The sequence below is a fragment of the Arthrobacter sp. ASL1 genome (genome assembly GCF_056680475.1).
In genome coordinates this window covers 21,243-40,050 of sequence record NZ_JBWXQH010000002.1, presented here as the reverse complement: position 1 = coordinate 40,050, position 18,808 = coordinate 21,243, and the positions used below count along the sequence as shown (strand labels likewise).

Annotated in this window: 17 protein-coding genes; 3 read left to right on the top strand and 14 right to left on the bottom strand. The window is 65.3% G+C overall.

What is annotated here, in order from left to right:
• Position 1: 1 nt before the first annotated feature.
• From AC1MEQ_RS18865 to AC1MEQ_RS18835, 7 genes are all read right to left on the bottom strand, one after another.
• A complete protein-coding gene (locus tag AC1MEQ_RS18865) occupies positions 2–1,852 on the bottom strand; it encodes a proton-conducting transporter transmembrane domain-containing protein (RefSeq protein ID WP_479796254.1) in 1,851 nt (616 codons plus the stop codon).
• A complete protein-coding gene (locus AC1MEQ_RS18860; protein WP_343902613.1) occupies positions 1,849–2,151 on the bottom strand; it encodes an NADH-quinone oxidoreductase subunit NuoK in 303 nt (100 codons plus the stop codon). The genes AC1MEQ_RS18865 and AC1MEQ_RS18860 overlap by 4 nt, the downstream gene beginning before the upstream one ends.
• Complete coding sequence (locus AC1MEQ_RS18855) at positions 2,148–2,729, bottom strand: NADH-quinone oxidoreductase subunit J family protein (RefSeq protein ID WP_479796252.1); 582 nt, start codon at positions 2,727–2,729, stop codon at positions 2,148–2,150. The genes AC1MEQ_RS18860 and AC1MEQ_RS18855 overlap by 4 nt, the downstream gene beginning before the upstream one ends.
• On the bottom strand, positions 2,726–3,664 hold the full coding sequence (locus AC1MEQ_RS18850) for a complex I subunit 1 family protein (protein WP_479796251.1): 939 nt from the start codon (positions 3,662–3,664) through the stop codon (positions 2,726–2,728). The genes AC1MEQ_RS18855 and AC1MEQ_RS18850 overlap by 4 nt, the downstream gene beginning before the upstream one ends.
• The gene (locus AC1MEQ_RS18845) at positions 3,657–4,883 is read right to left on the bottom strand and encodes a hypothetical protein (RefSeq protein ID WP_479796249.1); all 1,227 of its coding nucleotides are present in this window, start codon (positions 4,881–4,883) and stop codon (positions 3,657–3,659) included. Before AC1MEQ_RS18845 ends, AC1MEQ_RS18850 begins: the two co-directional genes overlap by 8 nt.
• Complete coding sequence (locus AC1MEQ_RS18840) at positions 4,874–5,224, bottom strand: NADH-quinone oxidoreductase subunit A (protein WP_479796247.1); 351 nt, start codon at positions 5,222–5,224, stop codon at positions 4,874–4,876. The genes AC1MEQ_RS18845 and AC1MEQ_RS18840 overlap by 10 nt, the downstream gene beginning before the upstream one ends.
• Positions 5,225–5,624: 400 nt before the next feature.
• The gene (locus AC1MEQ_RS18835) at positions 5,625–5,924 is read right to left on the bottom strand and encodes a multicopper oxidase domain-containing protein (RefSeq protein ID WP_479796350.1); all 300 of its coding nucleotides are present in this window, start codon (positions 5,922–5,924) and stop codon (positions 5,625–5,627) included.
• Positions 5,925–6,263: 339 nt separating this feature from the next.
• Here AC1MEQ_RS18835 and AC1MEQ_RS18830 point away from each other — a divergent pair, with 339 nt between their 5' ends.
• The 3 genes from AC1MEQ_RS18830 to lgt all read left to right on the top strand — a co-directional run bounded on the left by AC1MEQ_RS18830 (position 6,264) and on the right by lgt (position 10,847).
• On the top strand, positions 6,264–7,457 hold the full coding sequence (locus AC1MEQ_RS18830; protein WP_479796349.1) for a DUF418 domain-containing protein: 1,194 nt from the start codon (positions 6,264–6,266) through the stop codon (positions 7,455–7,457).
• 663 nt (positions 7,458–8,120) lie between these two features.
• Complete coding sequence (locus AC1MEQ_RS18825; protein ID WP_479796246.1) at positions 8,121–9,629, top strand: gamma-glutamyltransferase family protein; 1,509 nt, start codon at positions 8,121–8,123, stop codon at positions 9,627–9,629.
• A 225-nt stretch (positions 9,630–9,854) separates the two neighbouring features.
• Positions 9,855–10,847, top strand: coding sequence for a prolipoprotein diacylglyceryl transferase (gene lgt, locus AC1MEQ_RS18820; protein ID WP_479796244.1), 993 nt, complete (start codon positions 9,855–9,857; stop codon positions 10,845–10,847).
• Positions 10,848–11,464: 617 nt separating this feature from the next.
• On the opposite strand, the gene ccsB is transcribed toward lgt, so the two are convergent.
• The 7 genes from ccsB to AC1MEQ_RS18785 form a co-directional block, all read right to left on the bottom strand.
• Entirely contained in the window at positions 11,465–12,478 is a 1,014-nt protein-coding gene (ccsB, locus tag AC1MEQ_RS18815; protein WP_479796242.1) for a c-type cytochrome biogenesis protein CcsB, read from the bottom strand.
• The gene (gene resB, locus AC1MEQ_RS18810; protein ID WP_479796240.1) at positions 12,475–14,106 is read right to left on the bottom strand and encodes a cytochrome c biogenesis protein ResB; all 1,632 of its coding nucleotides are present in this window, start codon (positions 14,104–14,106) and stop codon (positions 12,475–12,477) included. Before resB ends, ccsB begins: the two co-directional genes overlap by 4 nt.
• Positions 14,103–14,558: a TlpA family protein disulfide reductase gene (locus AC1MEQ_RS18805; protein ID WP_479796238.1), complete on the bottom strand. Its 456-nt coding sequence runs from the start codon at positions 14,556–14,558 to the stop codon at positions 14,103–14,105. The genes resB and AC1MEQ_RS18805 overlap by 4 nt, the downstream gene beginning before the upstream one ends.
• 207 nt (positions 14,559–14,765) lie before the next feature.
• Complete coding sequence (locus AC1MEQ_RS18800; RefSeq protein WP_479796236.1) at positions 14,766–16,301, bottom strand: multicopper oxidase family protein; 1,536 nt, start codon at positions 16,299–16,301, stop codon at positions 14,766–14,768.
• 33 nt (positions 16,302–16,334) lie between these two features.
• Positions 16,335–17,084: a cytochrome c biogenesis CcdA family protein gene (locus tag AC1MEQ_RS18795; protein ID WP_479796234.1), complete on the bottom strand. Its 750-nt coding sequence runs from the start codon at positions 17,082–17,084 to the stop codon at positions 16,335–16,337.
• 88 nt (positions 17,085–17,172) lie between these two features.
• Positions 17,173–18,066, bottom strand: coding sequence for a F510_1955 family glycosylhydrolase (locus tag AC1MEQ_RS18790; protein ID WP_479796232.1), 894 nt, complete (start codon positions 18,064–18,066; stop codon positions 17,173–17,175).
• Between the two features lie 58 nt (positions 18,067–18,124).
• Positions 18,125–18,730: a DUF305 domain-containing protein gene (locus AC1MEQ_RS18785; protein WP_479796230.1), complete on the bottom strand. Its 606-nt coding sequence runs from the start codon at positions 18,728–18,730 to the stop codon at positions 18,125–18,127.
• Positions 18,731–18,808: the final 78 nt, after the last annotated feature.

Below are 18,808 nucleotides of genomic sequence, written 5' to 3'. Positions count from 1 at the left end.
GCTACCTAACGACGATCAGCAGGACGAGGGCGGCAACGCAGACGAGGACCGCCGCGGCGTAGTAATCGGCCACGGCACCCGTTTGGGCGCGGCGGGCCAACCGCCCGAGGCCGTTGACCCCACCCAGTACGGCACGCAACGCGCGTTGCACGCTGGCGTCCACGTCGCCGGACACCGCTGCGGACCGGTTCAGAAAGCGGCCGGCACCAAGCACCGCCTTCTCCAGGCGGTGGTCGAGCCGGGACAGGACGGCCGCGGTGGCGAACATGGGACGTACGAAAACGGTTTCCGCGGCCCGTTCAAGGCCAAACCAGTTCTCGGCGGCTGCCAGGCGCGGCACACCCCGAACCAGCACCAGGGCCGATACGACGATGGCAATTGCGGCCGAAGCGAGCAGTTCCCACCCGCTGCTTTCCGCCTCCGCCTGCGCGCCCAACAGTGCGCGGAACGGTCCGGACAGTACCGGAAGGGCGGTGGCGCCCAGCAATGCCGCCGATGCCGCCAGGACCACCAGAGGCACCGTCGCCACCACGGGGACCTTGCGGGTTCCTCGTTCTTCGGCATCCCACAGTTTGCGCTCCATGTCGGCCTGCTGCTGCATGTCGGGTCTGGCCCAGACCACGGCGATAATCTTCGCCGAATACGCGGCGGCGAGGGCGGCACCGAGCAATCCGGCAGCATACAGTGCGGGATGCTGGTGCAAGGCGACGGCGAGGACCGCGTCCTTCGCCAGCCACAACGACAGCGGAGGCAGCCCGGCCAGGGACAGTGCCCCGACCAGGAACGAGGCGCCGACCACCGGCCAGCGCCGATAGATGCCGCGCAGGGCTGGAAGTTGTTTCGAGCCCACGGCCGTCAACCACGCGCCGGCGGCAAGGAACAACAACGCCTTGGTGGCTGCGTGGGCGACGAGCTGCGAGGTCCCTCCGGCGGTGGCGCCGATGCCGGCGGCCAGGACGACGAAACCCAGTTGGGCCGCAGTCGAGGCGGCCAGCAACTGCTTGAGGTCCTTCTGGCACAGCGCCACGATGCCGAGCACGATCGCGGTGGCGGCACCGATCCAGGCAGCCGCCGGGCCGGCCCACCCGGAGGCCAGCAACAGCGGCTCGAGCCGGAGCAGAAGGTATCCGCCCATGGCGACCATGGCCGCCGAGTGCAGCAGGGCACTGACCGGGCTCGGGCCCTCCATCGCCCGGGAGAGCCAGAAACTAAACGGTAGTTGCGCCGCCTTCCCCAGGCCCGCCAAAAGCACGCCGGCGGCCAGCACATGCAGCCACGGCCCCTCCGCGGAGGCGAGGGCGTCCAACTGCCAGCCGGTTCCCGCGGCGACGGCGGCTCCTGCCGCGGCGTAGAGGCCCAGATCGGCGGCGCGTGTCACGGTGAAGGCGACCAGCCCGGAGGGAATCGTCGAGGGTTTGCGCCAGTGGAAGCCGATCAGGGCATAGGAGGTCGCGCCCATGACCTCCCAGGCGCCGAGCAATGCCGGCAGCGACGTGGCGCTCACCGTGACCATCACCGCGGCGGTGAAGACCAGCATGAGACCGTGGAAGCGCGCCGCCGGGCGTGTGTCTTCGGCGGCAGCGAACACGAGGACGAGCAGGACCACGGCCGCCACCGTCGGCAGCAGGACGGCGCCCAGGCCATCCACGACCAGGGCCGCACCGCCGGATGAGATGAACGGCACTCCGAGGCGGGGCATGGCCCCGGCGGAGGCGATGGCGGCGACTAGGGTCAGCGCGGCAGCAGTGAGAGCCAGCGCGGGGGCGAGGCGGTTGGCGCGGTGCCCGGCCAGCAGCAGGAAGGTCCCGGTGATGGCCGGCAGTCCGACGGCCGCCAGGAGTGCGGCCGTCATCCGTGCAGCTCCGTGGCGGTATCGGTCATGTCCGAGTTCCGTGAGCGGTGGAAAACGGTGGCGACGGCGAATCCCATCGCCATTTCAACGGTCATCGCGGCGAGGATGACCAGCAACAGGGTTTGGCCGTCGGGTGTGGGGGACAGGTGGAACCAGAGCGCGGCTGCGGCCAGGAGCACGCCGTTGATCATCACCTCGATGCCCATCATCACCATCACGAGGACCTGTTGGGACAGCGCCCCGAACAGCCCGATGGCGAACAGGGCGGCGGCCACCAGCAGGATCAGTTGCAGGGTCATCGGCCTAGTCCGCCCTTGATCGGGTCATCGGTTTCGCGCCGCCCACCGGGCCCGCGCCGGTGGAGGTCGTCCCCGCGCCGGTCATAGCGCCCACGCGGGTTGGCCAACACCAGGGAGGCGATGATGGTGGCGAACAGCACGGGGCTGATGGTGAGCATCACGAGCATCTTCGAACCCATCAGGGCTTCTCCCAATGCCGCCGTTGGATCCGGGGCGGGCGCCGACATCTGCTCGGGCCACCGGATGAGGAGGGCGCCGGCGGCCAGGACGATGAACACGATGCCGGCGATGACCGCGGAGCGGCGCTTGTTGTGTGTCATGTCCATCGGCATCAGGGCCGGGTTCATGCCCATGTACATCACCATGAACACGGCCATGATCGCCATCTCCATCGTCATCATCAAGATGGTGATGACCCCGATGTAGTCCAGGTCCAATTGCAGGATGATGGCACCGACGGCGATGAATGAGAGAGCCAGCGCGTACGATGCCCGGGCCATCGAATCCACGACGAAGACCGCAACCGCACTTGAAGCGGCCACGATCGAGAAGACCCAGAAGAGGATGGCGGGCATCACGGTGTTCCCCCGTTCACGACGACGATGGCGGCAACGGCCAGTTGGACGAGCACCAGGGGCATGGCCACGACCCAGGCGACCTCGGCCAGCCGCTCCGGCCGCACGATCGGGAACAGCCTGCGCACGGCGATCAGGACGGCGAGGAGGACGAGGGTCTTCACGACCACCCACACCGGATCCGGGAGCCAGGGCCCGCTCCCGCCGCCGAGGAACAAGGGGACGGCGAAGGCGGCCCCCGCGACCAGGAGCATGTAGCGCCCGGCGAGGACCAGGAGCCTGTCGACCCCGCTCAGCTCGGTGACCACCCCGCCGGCGGCATCGGTCCCGGTGGCGGTCTGGAAGGGGCCCCACGAGGAGAACGCGACGATCGACGCGGCATAGACCAGGAATGCAACGGGCATCCAGACCACGAACCACAGGTCTTGCTGAGCGGATTGGATGTCGAGCAGGCGCAGGCTACCGGCACCGACGGCCGGGGCCGTCAGGGCGAACATCAGGGGCAGCTCGTAGGACAGGGCCTGGGCCAGGAAGCGGTATCCGCCCACCAGTGACCAGGCGCTGTTGGCGCCCCACCCGAGCAGCCACCACAGCGCCCAAAGCAAGACGTCCATCGCGTTGAACCAGACCAGCCCGACCGGCAGATCCGCGAAGGTGAAACCGCCGAAGGGGACCACCAGCACCATCAACACGGCCACGACAACGAACCCGGCACCCCCGACCCGCCACAGCAGGGCATCGGCACCGGGCAGGGTCCGGCGCTGCTGGCGCAGCAACCTCGCCGTCTCCCGGATCGGTGATGAAAGGCCGGCCGCGGCGGGCAGTCCAGAGGTCCTGTTGTCCAGAACGGCGTTGAACGCCGCGGCCAACAGTGCGGCCGCGGCGACGGCGAAGGGAAGGAGCAGCGTCCACAGGGCCCCGGCGGCGGCGCTATCCATGGTCCGGCCCCACCAAGTGGCCGATCCGGGCAGGCCCGATCGAGGCGATGACCAGGCGTGCGGTAGCCAGCTCCTGTCCGGTCAACGCCTGCCGGACCTCATCGAGAGTGAACGGTCCTTCGAAGTCATCGGATAGGACGGGCCCGTGGGCCAACAGCTCGCTGGCGGTGTGCAGCCAGCCAAGCAGCCGGGAACGCGCGTTGACGTCCCGGAGTTCTGGAACGCCGCGCAGCGACCAGCGCAGGGTCCGTGACCGGGCGACCTGGTCGGCAGCGCTGTCCAGTCCCGCGATCACCGTATCCACGGGGCGCAGGTCTTCGAGGAGGTCGTCACGGAGCCGCCGGATCTTGCCGGCGACGGGCTCCCATCCGGCAACCGCGAGCAAGTGCGCGGAGGCATCGCAGAGCTCCACGGCACGTGGCACCGGTGCTGGTGGTTCCGCCGGGGCGCTGGCGTTCGAGACGGCAGGTGGCACGACTTCGATGGTTGCCTCCGCGATGACGTCGCCGTGCAGCGTGCACCGCACGACCAGCCCGGCTGGCCAGGAGGGCAGCACCGGGCCGAGGGAGAGGTGGATGATGTCCATCTCGAGTCCGTCGCGGTCGCTCTCGTCGCCGCCGGCGAGCGGGATGCCCGCAGGGCCGGACATGTCCATGTGCATATGGCCCATATCCATGTCCATGTCGTCCATGTCGTCCATGTCCGCGTCCGCATGCTCCGTGTGCCCCTCGTGTTCGGGGCACTCGCCATGCATTTCGTGCTGCATGCCGGAGTGGTCGTGGTCCCCTTGGCGCTGGTGGGCCGCGTGTCCGGTGGAGGTCTCGTCCCCGGGTAGGCCTGTGGTTTCGTCGTCCGCAGTGCCACCGTCGCTGGGTTTCGGGCGGCGAGTGGCGTCTGCGAGCTGTGCGTTCCGGTCCCCCAACTGGGCCGGAATCGCATCCAGCGCGGCGGGGATGGCGTCGGCAGCTGTGACTGAGACACGGCAGCGCGGGCCGGGTATCTGGTTCCAGATGGCTTCGATGACCTCCGGGTACGACGGCTGCGCTTCTCCGCAGACGAACAGGACGTCTGCCTCGGCGGGCGCCTGGGCGAGCACCCATCCCCGGGCCGTGATGCCCGCCTCCAACCGCATGCGCAGGACGGAATAGCCCGGCATCTCCACGATCAGGACATGGGGGCGGCCAGTGGCCAGCCGGGTGATCCAGACGTTCAGACCCATCTGAATGCCCCTTCCCTCCAGGCCCAGATGACGCCGACAACGAGCACCCCGAGGAATACGAACATCTCGATGACGGCTGCGGGACCCATTCCGGACACCACGACAGCCCACGGGTACATGAACAGCATCTCGACGTCAAAGGCCAGGAACACCAGCGTCAACGGGTACCAGCGCGCATGGAACCGCGACAACGCGTGTTCGCGTGGAGCCCATCCCGACTGATAGGGAAGCACCTCCACCGTTTCCCTCGACACGGAAACCGCACGGCCGAAGAGATATACCCCGCCAATGGCGGCCAGACACGTCCCCAAGGCGATGAACAGGCTCGCAAACGGTGGCATCTGGCACCCCTTTCCTGGTCGAGGCCGGAAAATCCCGGACCTTGGCCGGTTCGCTGCCGGCAATACACCTCGCTGCCCCCCGGCCGAGGGAAGGACGGCCCCGGGCCAATATACGGGTGGCCGACCGTGCGGGCAACGAAATGATCCCGCCATGCGAGGACCTTGTTGGGGCCCCGGATGTAACGAACGGCGAAACCCAACATATACCCCCGGGAGGTATCTGTCTTGTCTAGCTGCAGGAAACGGAATCCGTTACTGCAGCCGCACCGCGCTTGGCCCTGTCGGTGCCTACCCACTGCTTGGCTTGCTGGAAGAGCACGGACTGGGCTTCAATGGCCGGACGACCGGCCGTCGGGCGTGGCCGCGCCCGACGGTTCGGTTTGGCGACGGGTGGCATGGGCTATTTGATGTAGGAGAAGACGCCCATCATGCCGCGTTCGGCGTGGTAGGCGTTGTGGCAGCGCGTGAGCCACTGGCCGGGGTTGTCGGCATCGAAGTAGACGGTCAGGGTATGCCCGGGACGGACGATAACGGTGTCCTTGCGCGCACCCACGTTGCCGACCTGGAAGGTGTGCCCGTGGATGTGCATCGGGTGCCACATCGCGGTCTCGTTCACGAACTTCACCTCCACCCGTTCCCCGGCGAAGATGCCGAAGGCATTCGTGAAAGGCGAGCCCATGTCGAAGCGGTTGCCGTTGATGCCCCAGTCGTAGGCACAGACCCTTTTTCATCTAACCCGGTGAATGTTCGCCTGGTTTGTGCTGGCGATCGCTACTGATGTCACCTCCACCATCGTGGTCGCCCTGAACGCCCAGCTGCTGCGGCGTTTGTACCCCACACCCGAAACCAGCAGGGCAGAGGCCCTATTCCTTTCCCCGGAGTCGGGGCGCGCAGGTGGGCGATGGACATGCAATGGGCGTGTTAGCGCCCTTTTGAGAAGAGGCCTGCCGCATGGCGCCTCCACATACCCCGGTATCGGGATCAGGAAGGCAACAGGTGAGTACGGAACAGCTTGTCGCCGGGCGTGGGTCCCAGCCGAATGCAGATAAGCTGGCCCAGGGGCCAGATCAACTGCCTGCATCGGGCCCGTCCCCGTTCACGCTCGTTCCACCGACAGGACGGACTCTTCATGAGCCCACAGATGCTGCCGCCGGCCGCGCCGCCCGCCCCCACCGTCCGGCCCCGGCGACTGGTGTCCCTGGACTGCGCCCGGGCCCTGGCGATCATTGGGATGATCGCCGTCAACGTGGGGCCCCAACAGGCAGGCGGACTCCTCGAAAAACTTTTCATGCTTCCTTACGGGCGGGCTTCCCTGCTGTTCATGTTCCTCGCGGGCATCGGACTCGGCCTGCTGACTCATCCTGGAAGGAGGACTCCATGGCGTGAACAGTGGGTGCTCCTGGTGTGGCGCTCGCTGCTTCTCCTGGTCGCCGGGCTGGGGCTGCAAACGATCAACCACGGAGTCAGCGTCATCCTGACGGTGTACGGGGTGCTTTTCCTGGCGATGATTCCATTGACCAGGGTGAAGACCAAGGCACTTGCGGTGACCACAGGAGCAATGGCAATCCTCGGTCCATTGGCATGGACCGCCATCCTGGTTGCCCGCGACGAGACCTTTCGAGGCAAGCCCATCCTCCTGCCCGCCACCCCCATGGAGGTAATGGACAGGATCCTGATCACCGGACCCTACCCGGCACTGGTCTGGGTGGTACCCCTGCTGGCCGGACTGACACTGAGCCGATTCGATCTGGCATCGAGGCAAATCCAGATGAGACTGCTGATCGGCGGATTCGTCGCCACGATCGGTGGCCTCCTCTTGTCCAGGATGCTGGGCGCGCTGACGGGCATCGATCCGACCGACGGGGGATTTGCCAGGCTCCTGGCCAGTTACGACCATTCCGAAGGCCCCTTGTGGCTGCTATCCGGGGTTGGTTCAGCGGCATGCCTCGTAGGTCTTTTTTGCATTATCGAGCCCTGGCTCGGGCGGCATGCCCAGGCGCTCATCAACTTGGGACGCTTGTCCCTGACGATGTACGTGGTGCACTTGGTACTGATTGCGGTATTCGTCCGGCCGGACCCGCACACGACGATCGAAGGAATCGCCTTTGCCTCACTCATCTCGCTCTTCTGCCTCGTCTGCGCCCACCTATGGGTGACCCACTACGGGCGGGGGCCGCTCGAGAGACTGCTGAGGGTCCCATTCCTCCAGACCCGACGCCCCGTTTCCTCCTAGGAGGACCATCTTGAGCGACCGCACCCGGGGGGCCATCTTGTCCCGAATCGCAGCAGTCGCTGCCGTGGCCCTCATGGTGTGCGGCGGTACGGCCATCGCAGCCGAAGCCGATGAAGGATCCGCCCATGGCATCCCTGCACAGCAATCAAAGCCCGGGCTTGCCCCCGAGGAGATGCCCATGGGGGCAAGCAGCCCACTTCAGACGATGCCTGGACCGACGGCACACCAGATCCGTGTATCGGATCCAGGCCTGCGACCACCGGCATGGCAGGCATCGGGACGAAATGCTTCGACCGATGGCGATCCGGCGGGACCGGTCCAGGATACCGATGCAGGCCACCGGTTCTGGTCCCCTGGACTCATGGCGCTCACGATCCTGGTGGGGACGACGCTCCTGGCGGCTACGTGCCTGTTCGTCCGCTCCCGCCGGGCACCAAAATCCACGAAGGGAAAGCGCAAGTGACGCAGCGACAAAAACCCACCACCAGCCCCCTGAACCCACTGATCGGCAGCACAGCGGGGCGCAGGCAATGGAGGATCCTGGCAGGCTTGATCTGTGTTGGCGCACTGCTCGCCGGCTGCTCCAGCCAACCACCGGTATCGGACAGCCCATCCCCACGTGCCTCGAAGGTCAGCGACCCGCCCACGGAACCTCCTTCGGCGATGACCGAGGTGGGTGTGGCAGCCGGCAACCCCCAGGCAGCGAAGATCGGCGTCGAGGTGCTGGAGGAGGGGGGCAACGCCGTGGACGCGGCCATTGCCACCGCCTTCGCGGTCTCCGTGCTCGAACCCCACGCTTCCGGGATCGGCGGCGGCGGCGTCACCCTCATCGCCGCGCCGGAGGAGGCCGTCACCGCTTACGACTACCGGGAAGTCGTCGGCAAAAGCGGGAAGATCCCCAAGTCCGGCACCGGGGTCCCCGGCTTTGTCGATGGCATGTGGACCCTGCATCAAAAATACGGCTCCCTGCCCTGGAACCAGCTGCTGGAACCGGCCGCGGACCTGGCACGTGAAGGGTTCGAGATCCCGAAGTTCCTTGGAGAACGCATCAACGACGGGATCGGCGCCAGCACCGTCTCCCGCTATCCACAATTCCGCACCCCGAATGGCGAACGTGTGTTGCGCGAAGGGGAGACCCTCAAACAGGAACGCCTGGGCGAGACCATTCAGACGCTGGCGAAGGGCGGGCGGGACGAATTCTACGAGGGGTCGATCTCGGGGCTTCTCACGGACGTCGAGGGCATCGACGCGGCGACGCTTGCCGGCTACCGGACCGAGCAGTTCGAACCCGTCAGCGGAACCGTGGGCGACTACACCGTGGTCAGCGCCCCGCCTGCCCTCCCGGGAGCCGGTCTCATACAAATGCTCCAGCAAGTAGAAGGTGCCGGCATTGCCGCGGACGAACCCGGGTCACGGCCCTATGTGGACAAGCTGATGAAGGCATGGTCGAACGCCAACAAGACCGTGACCCGGCAGTTCGGCGACCAGCGGTTCGTCGACGTCGACCTCACCACGGTCCTTGACCGCAAAGCCAACCTGAAGATCGGCAGCAACCTGGACACCCAATCCCCCCAGGATTCCCCGGAGGGCCAGATCGACCCCGGGAACACCACCCACCTCAACGTCGTGGACCGCAACGGGATGGTGGTCTCCATGACCAACACCATCACGAGCTTCTGGGGCGGACCGAAGAGCGAGGTGGTCGGTGGCTTCTTCATGAACAACCAGCTCAGCCGCTTCAAGACCGTCGACTCGCCGAAGAACCAGCCCGAGCCCGGACGCAAGTCCGTGACCTGGTCCAACCCCACCATGGTCCTGGACCAACAGGACCGCGTGGTCATGGGCATCGGGACCCCCGGCGGACAGCAGATCCCCAACATCCTCTCCTCCGTCCTCGTCCCGATGCTCCTGCAGGACCAGCCTCTCAGGGAGGCAATCGATGCCCCGCGATTCCACCTGCAAGGCGGCATCCTGGCGGTCGGCGGCAAGGCCAGCCAAGAAGTGAGATCCCTTGCCCGAGCCAACGGGTGGAAGATCCGCGAAACGACGCGCTCCGAGGGCGTCTTCGGTTCCGTCCAGGCCCTGTGGCTCGATCATGGAAACGGGACCGTGGACGGCGCCCCCGACCCTCGTCGGGATGCAGGGTATGCCGTGGCCGCCGTCGAAAAGTAGAAGTCGGCCCGGGCCAGTGAAAGCACGCGCCCAATCAAGGTGACGACCTAGATCTCCTCCCGCCCGGAGCGGCCTGGAATCTGAAGTGCCTGGAATTGCCTCGCTGCTGATCACGCCGTGCCTTGTGGGCATCTCTCACGAACTTCGACGGTCTTCCAGTACTCGATCTAGCTCGGCAACTGGGATGATCGAACCTGACAACACCGCCTGACACGTAGGGTCCCGATGTACCTCCCCACCAGCATTCCCAGCCCCGATCCCGTCCTGTCCCAGCTCCACCTGGGGCCGTTGACGATCCACACCTATGCCCTGTGCATCCTGGCTGGCATCGTCGCGGCCATCGTGATCACGCAGAAGCGTCTGGCCCGCCGCGGCGGCAACCCGGAGATCGTGCTCGACGTGGTCCTGTGGTGCGTCCCGCTGGGCCTGGTGGGGGCGCGTTTCTACCACGTGTTCACCCATATCAGCGACTACTTCTACCCGGGTGCCGACCCGTGGGACATCATCAAGATCTGGGACGGCGGCAACGCCCTCTACGGGTCGTTGCTGGGCGGCGCCCTCGGCGCCTACATCGGTTGCCGGCGGGCCGGGGTCCGCTTCCTGTCCTTCGCCGATGCCGTGGCCCCGGCCCTGCTGGTGGCCCAGGCCATCGGCCGGTTGGGCAACTGGTTCAACCACGAGCTGTTCGGCCTGCCGACCAAGCTGCCCTGGGGCCTGCAGATCGAGTCGACGAACCCGAAGTTCCCGGCCGACGCCCCCATCGGCACGTTGTTCCACCCCTTGTTCCTCTACGAGATCATCTGGAACCTCATCGGTGTGGCCATCATCTTGTTCCTCGAGCGCAAGATCCGCGCCCGCTGGGGCCGCGCCCTGGGCCTGTACCTCAGCTGGTACGGCATGGGCCGCAGCTGGCTCGAGGCCATCCGCATCGATCCCACCTCCGACGGGTTCCTCGGGATCCCGGCGAACATGTGGACTTCGTTCGCGGCCATCGCGCTGGGGCTGGTCATCTTCATCGTCCAGGGCATCCGACATCGCGAACCGGAAACCTCGGTCTACCGCGCGGGTTTCGAGCCGAAGGACGACGAGGCCACCACCGAGTACCCCGCTGTCGATGCCCCTGCCGATGCCGTGAAGGACGAGGGCAACAAGGACGCCAACCCCGGGGCCGGGAACGCATCAGCGCTGCACCACAACCAGGAATCGACGGACGAATAGCCTGTATCGCGGGTCAACTACTTCTGGCCGCAAATGCCGGCGACGAATCGGGGACACAGCGAGTAGGCGGTTGCCTACGTCACGCGTTTCCTTCATGTGTTTGCCCGGCCATGACAGCACCAACGACCACCAGGAGTCCTGCTGTGGGATATCCGATGAGAAGATCCTGGATTCCAGGCGGTCCACCAACCATCGCAATATGGGCAATCCAATGCGACAACCCAACAAGGACCCCCAATACCATTAGGGCCTTTCCGAAATTGATCACCAGACGGGTTCGACGGTAGCCACCGTCTGCACTATCGCTGGAATGTCGGGATTTCATCATGCAGCCTTTCGCTCGGAAATCGCTTCAACCGATGTTGGAAGCCGGTTGAAGTTGGGTGTGTCGGATTAATGTCCAGGACGTACCGGTCCCAGGGATGTCCTCCTGAAGGAATCGTCCCCACCTCGTCGGTCCTGCACGGATGGAGAGACGGGCAGCGCGCCGCTGCCATCATCGGGGATCACGGCCGCATCGCTGTGCACTGGTTGAATGATGGCGCGGACAAGCTTCAGGCAAGGCGGCTGCTGGCCTTCTTGCACGGGAGCCCCTTCAGCCGCGGAATAGATGATCATCAATTCAGGCCGGAATATGAGTGCAGGCCGGAAAAATACACATTGACCACGGCAAAATTGAAGATGACGCACAAGTAGCCGATGATGGACAGCCACGCGGCACGGGTACCGCTCCATCCCCGCGTTGCACGGGCGTGGAGATAGCCGGCGTAGACAACCCAGATGACGAACGTCCATACCTCCTTGGTGTCCCAGCCCCAATACCTTCCCCAGGCAGCTTCGGCCCAGATGGCACCGGCCATCAGGGTGAAGGTCCAGAGGATGAAGCCGATGGCGTTCATCCTGTAGGCAAGCTGTTCGAGGCTCGCCGCCGTGGGTACCATCCGCATGCCCTCCGGCGAACCAGGCGTGGAAGTCTTCGCCCGCCGCTCCTTGAGCAATTGCAGAGTGGAGAGTGCGAAGGTGACGGTGAAGATGGCAGCCGAGAGCACGGCGACTGAAACGTGGATGATAAGCCAGTAGCTTTGCAGGGCCGGGATCAGCTGGGCGACGGGTGTGGCGAATACCATGGCACCGGCCATGAGCATGATCAGGACCAGGCCGGTGATGAATGTCCCGAGGAACCGCAGGTCCCGGAACAGCAGTGCCGTCAGGAAAACCGCCATCACCAACAATGCCCCGGTCGTGGTGAACTCATACATGTTTCCCCAGGGGACACGTCCTGCTGCCACGCCACGGGATACGACGCCCGCCGCGTGGACAACCAGACCGAGAACGCTGATGGCGACCGCGACCCGCGCCAACGGCCGACGCTGCCCCCCGTAACCCATGGCCTCATGCGATGGACTCCCAGCCGAGGAACCCATGCCGCCTGTGCCGCGGGTCCATTGAATCTCTCCCGGCGGACTTCCAGCCACGGATGCCGGCATCCGGGCAGGTTCCGCGACGGGTATGGGCATGGTGCGTGAACGCACGAAATCCAACGCATAGGCAATGAATGCGACGGTGTACGTGAGGGCGGCCAACAGCATGAATAGTTCGCTGTATTGGGCCAGGATCTGGTCTACCTTCATGGTTCTTCCTGCCTGTTTGTTGTGCTTCGGCGTTGCCAAAGCCCGGTCAGTTTGTTGCCGATTCTTGTCGCTTCCTTGGAGAGGCCAGAGTCTTCACCTCGGGCCAGCAGGCCGTACTCAACTACCGTGCCCCGCTCCCCGTGGGTGGCTGCACGGAACCAGATCCTGCGCCGGGGGACGATGAGGGTGATGATTAGCCCCAATAGGGCAAGTGAGGTGAAGACCAATGCCCCGATTTTTCCCGGGTCGTAGACCACATCGAGGGCTACATATCGCTTCAACCCATCGAAGGTGATGGAACCCTTGCCTTCCGGGAGTTCATAGCTCTGGTAGGCAGCCAGCACGATCCCGCCGGCCGGCTTGTCCCTGCCATTGAGCTGCGTTAGCCGTGAGGTGTCCAGCTGGTAGACGGACGTCGGGATCCCCACATCCAGCCCCAGGTCTCCGTAATAGGAATTGAGGTTCAGCTGCGGATTCATTGGATCGGGATCGGATCCAAATGCAACTCCCTTTTCGTCCACAACGGCGGTGGGCAGGAAGAAGCCGACAAACCCAAGCTGAAAGGGACGAGCATCCGGAGCTTTGATGACGATCGTTGAGTTGTACGTTCCGTCCGTGGCAATCGACGGGACAGGGCCCTGCAAAGCGACGTTTCCTTCGCCATCGCGCACCGTCACGACCGGTGCGTACCCATTGCCGATCAAGTAGACATTTGTCCCCCCGAAAGAGATGGGCTCGTTGACCTTCAGGGTTTCCTGGCGTGGAAGGGCTGCCGGGCTGTCGCGGACGGTCATATCGGCACTGAAGTCGATGGGGTTGCCGTAGTTGTCGGGATCCCTGTCGAAGACCACGTTGAAGTCATCAAGGGTCAAGGCGAATGGGGTCAACCAGGCGTTATCGAAATTCGTGCCGGGGTAGAAGGAGTCGTAGACGAGTTCGGTGTTGGTGAACCCCTCGTCTTCGACGAGGATCTTTTGTGCCCGGTATCCGAACATTCCCCCAACCGCAGTGGAGATGAGTACACCGATCAGGGCCGAATGGAACAAGAGGTTTCCGGCTTCCTTGATGTAGCCGCGTTCGGCGGCAACCGAGGGGCTCCCGGACTCGGATTCCAGGAGCCTGATCCGGTAGCCGCGTTCTCGCATGATGCGCGCAGCGTCGTCCACGGCGTGTTCCGGAGATATTTTTGTGCCAGGGGGAATGACGATGGTGCCGTGCTCGGGCAGCCGGGAGAGCCTGCGTGGCGTTTGCGGAGGGGACGAACGCAGCGCCTTCCAGTAGTGGAGGGCGCGTGGCACGACGCAACCGATCAGTGAGACGAAAAGCAGCAGGTAGATCGCAGAAAACCAAACGGAGGAATAGACATCAAACAACTGCAGCCCGTCCAACCACGGCCCTGTAGCAGGGTGGTCCTGGATGTACTGGTCCACGACAGCCGGATTCGCCGGACGCTGGGGAAAGAGCGATCCTGGCACTGCTGCTACGGCAAGGACGAGCAGCAGCTGCAGTGCCGTCTTCATGCTGGTCAACTGCCGCCAGGCCCAACGCAGCATCATCACAGGCCCCAGCGGCGGCGATGCCACGTCCTTTCGTTTCCGTCCGGATTTCTTCTGATCGGTGTCCGTCACCGGTCTTCCTCCAGGGCGTCTCGGATGAGGGCTGTCAGAACGCTCTTATCGGCAGTCCCGAGAATCCTCGCTGACACACGGCCTTGCTTGTCCAGGACCAAGGTCGTGGGTACGGCGTTGGCCGGCACGAAGTCTGTTAACGCCAGCAGAACCTTTCCGTCCTTGTCCGTTATGCTCGGATAATCTGTGCCGAAAGTGCGTTCAAAGGCGGCCGCTGTTGGCGCCTCGTCCCTGGTGTTTATTCCAAAGAACTGGACACCTTGGGGAGCGAATTGCCCGTGTAGTGCGGCGAGGTCCGGGGCTTCGGTCCTGCAGGGCGCGCAGGCCGCATACCAGACGTTCAGGACAGCGACCTGGCCCTTCCAATCCGATTCGCTGACCCTGGTGCCATCGAAGAGTTTGCCGGAGAGCTCGACGGGATCGCTTCTGCCAGCAAGGTCGAATTCGGCCACGGATCCGTCCCCGGCGACGTAGTTCGTCGTACCGGAGTTCGCCTGCTCGGTTAGTGGATCGGTAGCGGCACACCCGGAAAGCACGAGAGACACAAGTACGGTTGCCGCGAGAACCATCCGCTGACGATTGTGGAGGAATTGCATATTTGCTGCTTTCTAGGCCGAAACCAAATGGGCAAGGAAGGACCAAGCAAAGGGTTTCACGGGTCATTTGACGTAGGAGAAGACGCCCATCATGCCGCGTTCGGCGTGGTAGGCGTTGTGGCAGTGCATGAGCCACTGGCCGGGGTTGTCGGCGTCGAAGTACACGGTCAGGGTGTCTCCGGGGCGGACGATGACGGTGTCCTTGCGCGCCCCGACGTTGCCGACCTGGAAGGTGTGCCCGTGGATGTGCATCGGGTGCCACATCTCGGTCTCGTTCATGAACTTCACCTCCACGCGTTCCCCGGCGGTGATGTCGAAGGCGTTCTCGAAGGGCTTGCCCATGTCGTAGCGGTGTCCGTTGATGCCCCAGTCGTATTTCGCCATCCCACCGGTCAGGCGGACCTCGTGGCTCCGGTCTGCCGGCTTCGTGGCCAACATCACCGATGGATCCGCGGTCAGCTGTCCTCCGTCAACGACCCTGCCCGGCAGGTCCTGGGGGAGCTTGCCTGCTGCCGGTGGGGTTCCGCTGCCGGTGGAGACCAGCCCGTAGGTCATTTGGCCCTTGCCCTCAGCCAGGGCCAGCAGGGGCGTGTAGCCATCCTCCACGACCAGGATGGCGTCGATGCGCTCGCCCATCCCGAGCATGACGGCGTCGACGTCCTCGTGCTTGATCGGGAATCCGTCGGTGTGGGTCAGGGTCAGCTGTTGGCCGGGGGTGCCGATCCGGTAGGCGGTGTCCCCGGCGGCATTGATGATGCGCAGCCGGATGCGGTCCCCGGCTTTGGCCTTGAGCGTCTCCGGGTCGTCCGCGCCGCGGCCGTTGAAGAGGTGCAGGGGGTAGGCGATGTCCCCGGCATCCCCGCCGAGGAAGTCGCTGGTGGCACCCATGAGCGTGTTGCCCATCTTCATCGGGCCATCGCCGCCACCGTGGTCCATCCCGCCCATTCCACTCATGTCGCCCATCCCCTTCGAGACCTCTTTCAGGACCTCTTCGGGGGTGGCGGTGATCCCGTCGAGCCAGTCATCCAGGACGATGACCCAGTCCTTGTCGTAGTCCAGGGTTTCTTTCGGGTCCTCGATGACCAGGGCGCCGTAGAGGGCGCGTTCTCGTTGCATCTCCACGTGGGAGTGGTACCAGTAGGTGCCCGGGTGGGGGAGGGTGAACGTGTAGCCGTAGTCCTTCCCGGCGCCGATTCCCTTCTGGGTCAGGCCCGGGACTCCGTCGGCGTTGTTGCGCAGGGCCAGGCCGTGCCAGTGGATGGTGGTGGGTTCGTCGAGCTGGTTGTCGACGGTGACATCGAGCCGGTCCCCGGCCTTGCCGCGCAGCGTGGGAGCGACGAGGGAGTCGTTGTAGCCCCAGGTGGTGGCCTTCGTGCCGGCGATTTTGGGGGAGAAGGAGCGGGGGGCGAGCTTCTTGGTGATGGTCTTGCCGGTGGATGCCCGCTGGGCTTCGACCTGGGCGACCAGCGGGTCTGTGGGCAGGATCCGGGTCGGTGGTGCCGCAACCGGTTTGGTGGGGGCGCAGGCGGACAGGGCCGCGGCAGCTGCCGTCGCGACGGAGAGTCCCAGGAAGGTGCGGCGGTTCAAATGGTTGGCCATGGAGTAATCCTTTGAGTCGAAGTATGTTTTTTGCTAGACGGGTGTGGTGAAGGTGCCGGAGAGGTTCTGCAATTCATAGATCCACGCCGTCCACGTGCCGGTGACCATCAGCAGGCCGACCAGCACGAGCAGGGCTCCTCCGGCGATGTTGAAGGCGCGCATGTGCCGGCGGACGAAGCCCAGCGCCCGGCTCACCCGTTCGATGCCCAGTGCCACGAGCAGGAACGGGATGCCCAGTCCCAGGCAGTACAGGAATCCCAGCAGTGCGCCCCTGCCTGCCTGTCCGGTGCTGGTGCTCAAGGCCAGCACCGCGCTCAGGGTCGGGCCCATGCAGGGGGTCCAGCCCAGGCCGAAGACGATTCCCAATACCGGCGCGCCGGCGACCCCGGCCCGGGGCTTGAAGGAGGGCTTCACTGTTCGCTGCAGTGCCGGGAACAGCCCGATGAGCACCAGCCCCATGATGATGACGAATATCCCTAGGGCCCGGATGAGGAGGTCCTGCCAGCGCAGCAGCCAGCCGCCGATGAGCCCGAAGGCAGCACCGTAGAGGGTGAATACCAGCGCGAAGCCCAGGATGAACAGGCCGACGCCGGTGAGCATCCGCCGCCGGCTCCCCTGCCGTGATGAACCGGTGAGGCCCGAGACGTATCCCAGGTAGCCCGGCACCAGGGGCAGGATGCACGGGGAAAGGAATGAGACGACCCCTGCGGCCATGGCGAGTGGGGCGGCCACAATGAGGGCGCCGGATTGCACGGTCTCGGCGAAGAAGGCACCGATGCTCATCCCCGCCGCTCCCGGTTACGGGGGCTTCGACGGATCCTGCGTGCGCTATCCGAATCCGCGGCGGGTCCGGGAACGCGTGCCATGCCGGTCATGATTGGCCGCTCGGGGTCTTGAGGGCGGTGAACGTCTTGCCCTGGTCCGTGGAGACCTGGACGCCGGTTTCGGTGGCTATCCAGATCCGGGTGCCCTCCTGGTTGGTGTCGGTCACGTCGATCGACGCTATCTGGCCCATTCCTTCGGCGCCTTTGTGCCACTGCAGGCCCCCATCGGAACTGGTGTAGACGGTCCCGTCGGGCGTGGTCCCGGCTGCCTGGTTGCCGGAGATGGCCGTGAGCATCAACAGTGGGGCCCCCTTGACGGGGTTCCATGACTTGCCGTGGTCGTTTGAGCGCATCAGGCCCTCCTCGGTCGTGGCCATCGCCACGTGGCCGTCCGTGGCCGCCGCGAGGTGGTAGGCCGGCACCTGGTCCTCGGCCAGCTCCCAGGAGCTGCCTCCGGCGCTGGTGAGCAGCTGCCCGTCGAATCCGATGATGCCGTCGTGGGTGGCGGCCAGGGCATGGAAGTCCGACACCCCCGTGCGCGACAGGGGCGTCCAGCTGTTGCCGCCGTCGGTGGATTCGATCAACCCGACCGGATCGGGCAGGTCCACGCCGGGGCCGGGGTGGCCGGAGGCGTACATGGTCCCGTCGGCTGCGACAGTGAAACCCATGAGGTCGATGTCCGGGCCGATCCTGGTGGCCGGTTTCGTCGAAACGTCGTAGAGACCGTCATGGGTTGCCAACAGGGCTCTGCCCGATTCGGCGTCGACGTCCATGCCGTGGATGTGGCTGGCGGGGTAATCGGTGTTCGCCGCCGCGGGAACCGGGCCGTCCGGGTCCGCGGGGGCCGAGCAGGCCGAGAGCAGCAACGCGCCCGCGGCCAGGACGGCAGCGAAGACGGAGCCGCGGCGCGACGGGGTGGATTTGGGAAAGCGGGGGGACATGGGGTTCCTTCGGGGGGGGGCGGGCGCGCAGCCAGGGGACAGTATGGGGAAGCGGCGGCTAGAGGCCGGTGAGCAAATCCTGCATCTTCCTGATCTCGGCCTGCTGCGTCTTTTCGATCTGCCGGGCCAGGTTGATGGCCTGAGGGTTCTGGCCGTCGGAGATCTCGTCCTCGGCCATGCCGACGGCGCCCTTGTGGTGCCCAATCATTCCCTCCAGGAACATCCGGGAAGCCTCGGTGCCCTTCGCCGACTCCAGTTCCTTGAGCTGGTCGTCGGTCATCATGCCCTCCATGCCGTGGCCGCCCATGCCGGATTCGACGGGTTCGCCCCAGGCCTGGAGCCAGCCGGTCATCGTCTGGATCTGGGGACCCTGGGCGTCCTTGATGGTGGTGGCCAGGTCGGTGATTTCCGGGTCGATGTCGTCCTTGGCGAGCATGATCCCGCTCATCTCCACGGCCTGTTTGTGGTGGGGGATCATCATCTGCGCGAAAATCACATCCGCATTGTTGTGCTCGGCCGACACCGGGCTTCCGGTGGTCTGGGAAGCCGGCTGGGACGAGCTCGTGGCAGGAGCCGTGATCGGGGGGTTCTCGTTGCCGGCGCAACCGGCCAGGGTGATGGCTGTTGCCACGCCGAAGGCGGGGAGGAAGAGCTTGCGGTTCATGGTGGTTTGTCCTTCGTTTGTCCAGGTTCTCTGCAGGTCAACCAGCCGCTGGAGGGCGGCCGGCAGAATGTGGCCCGG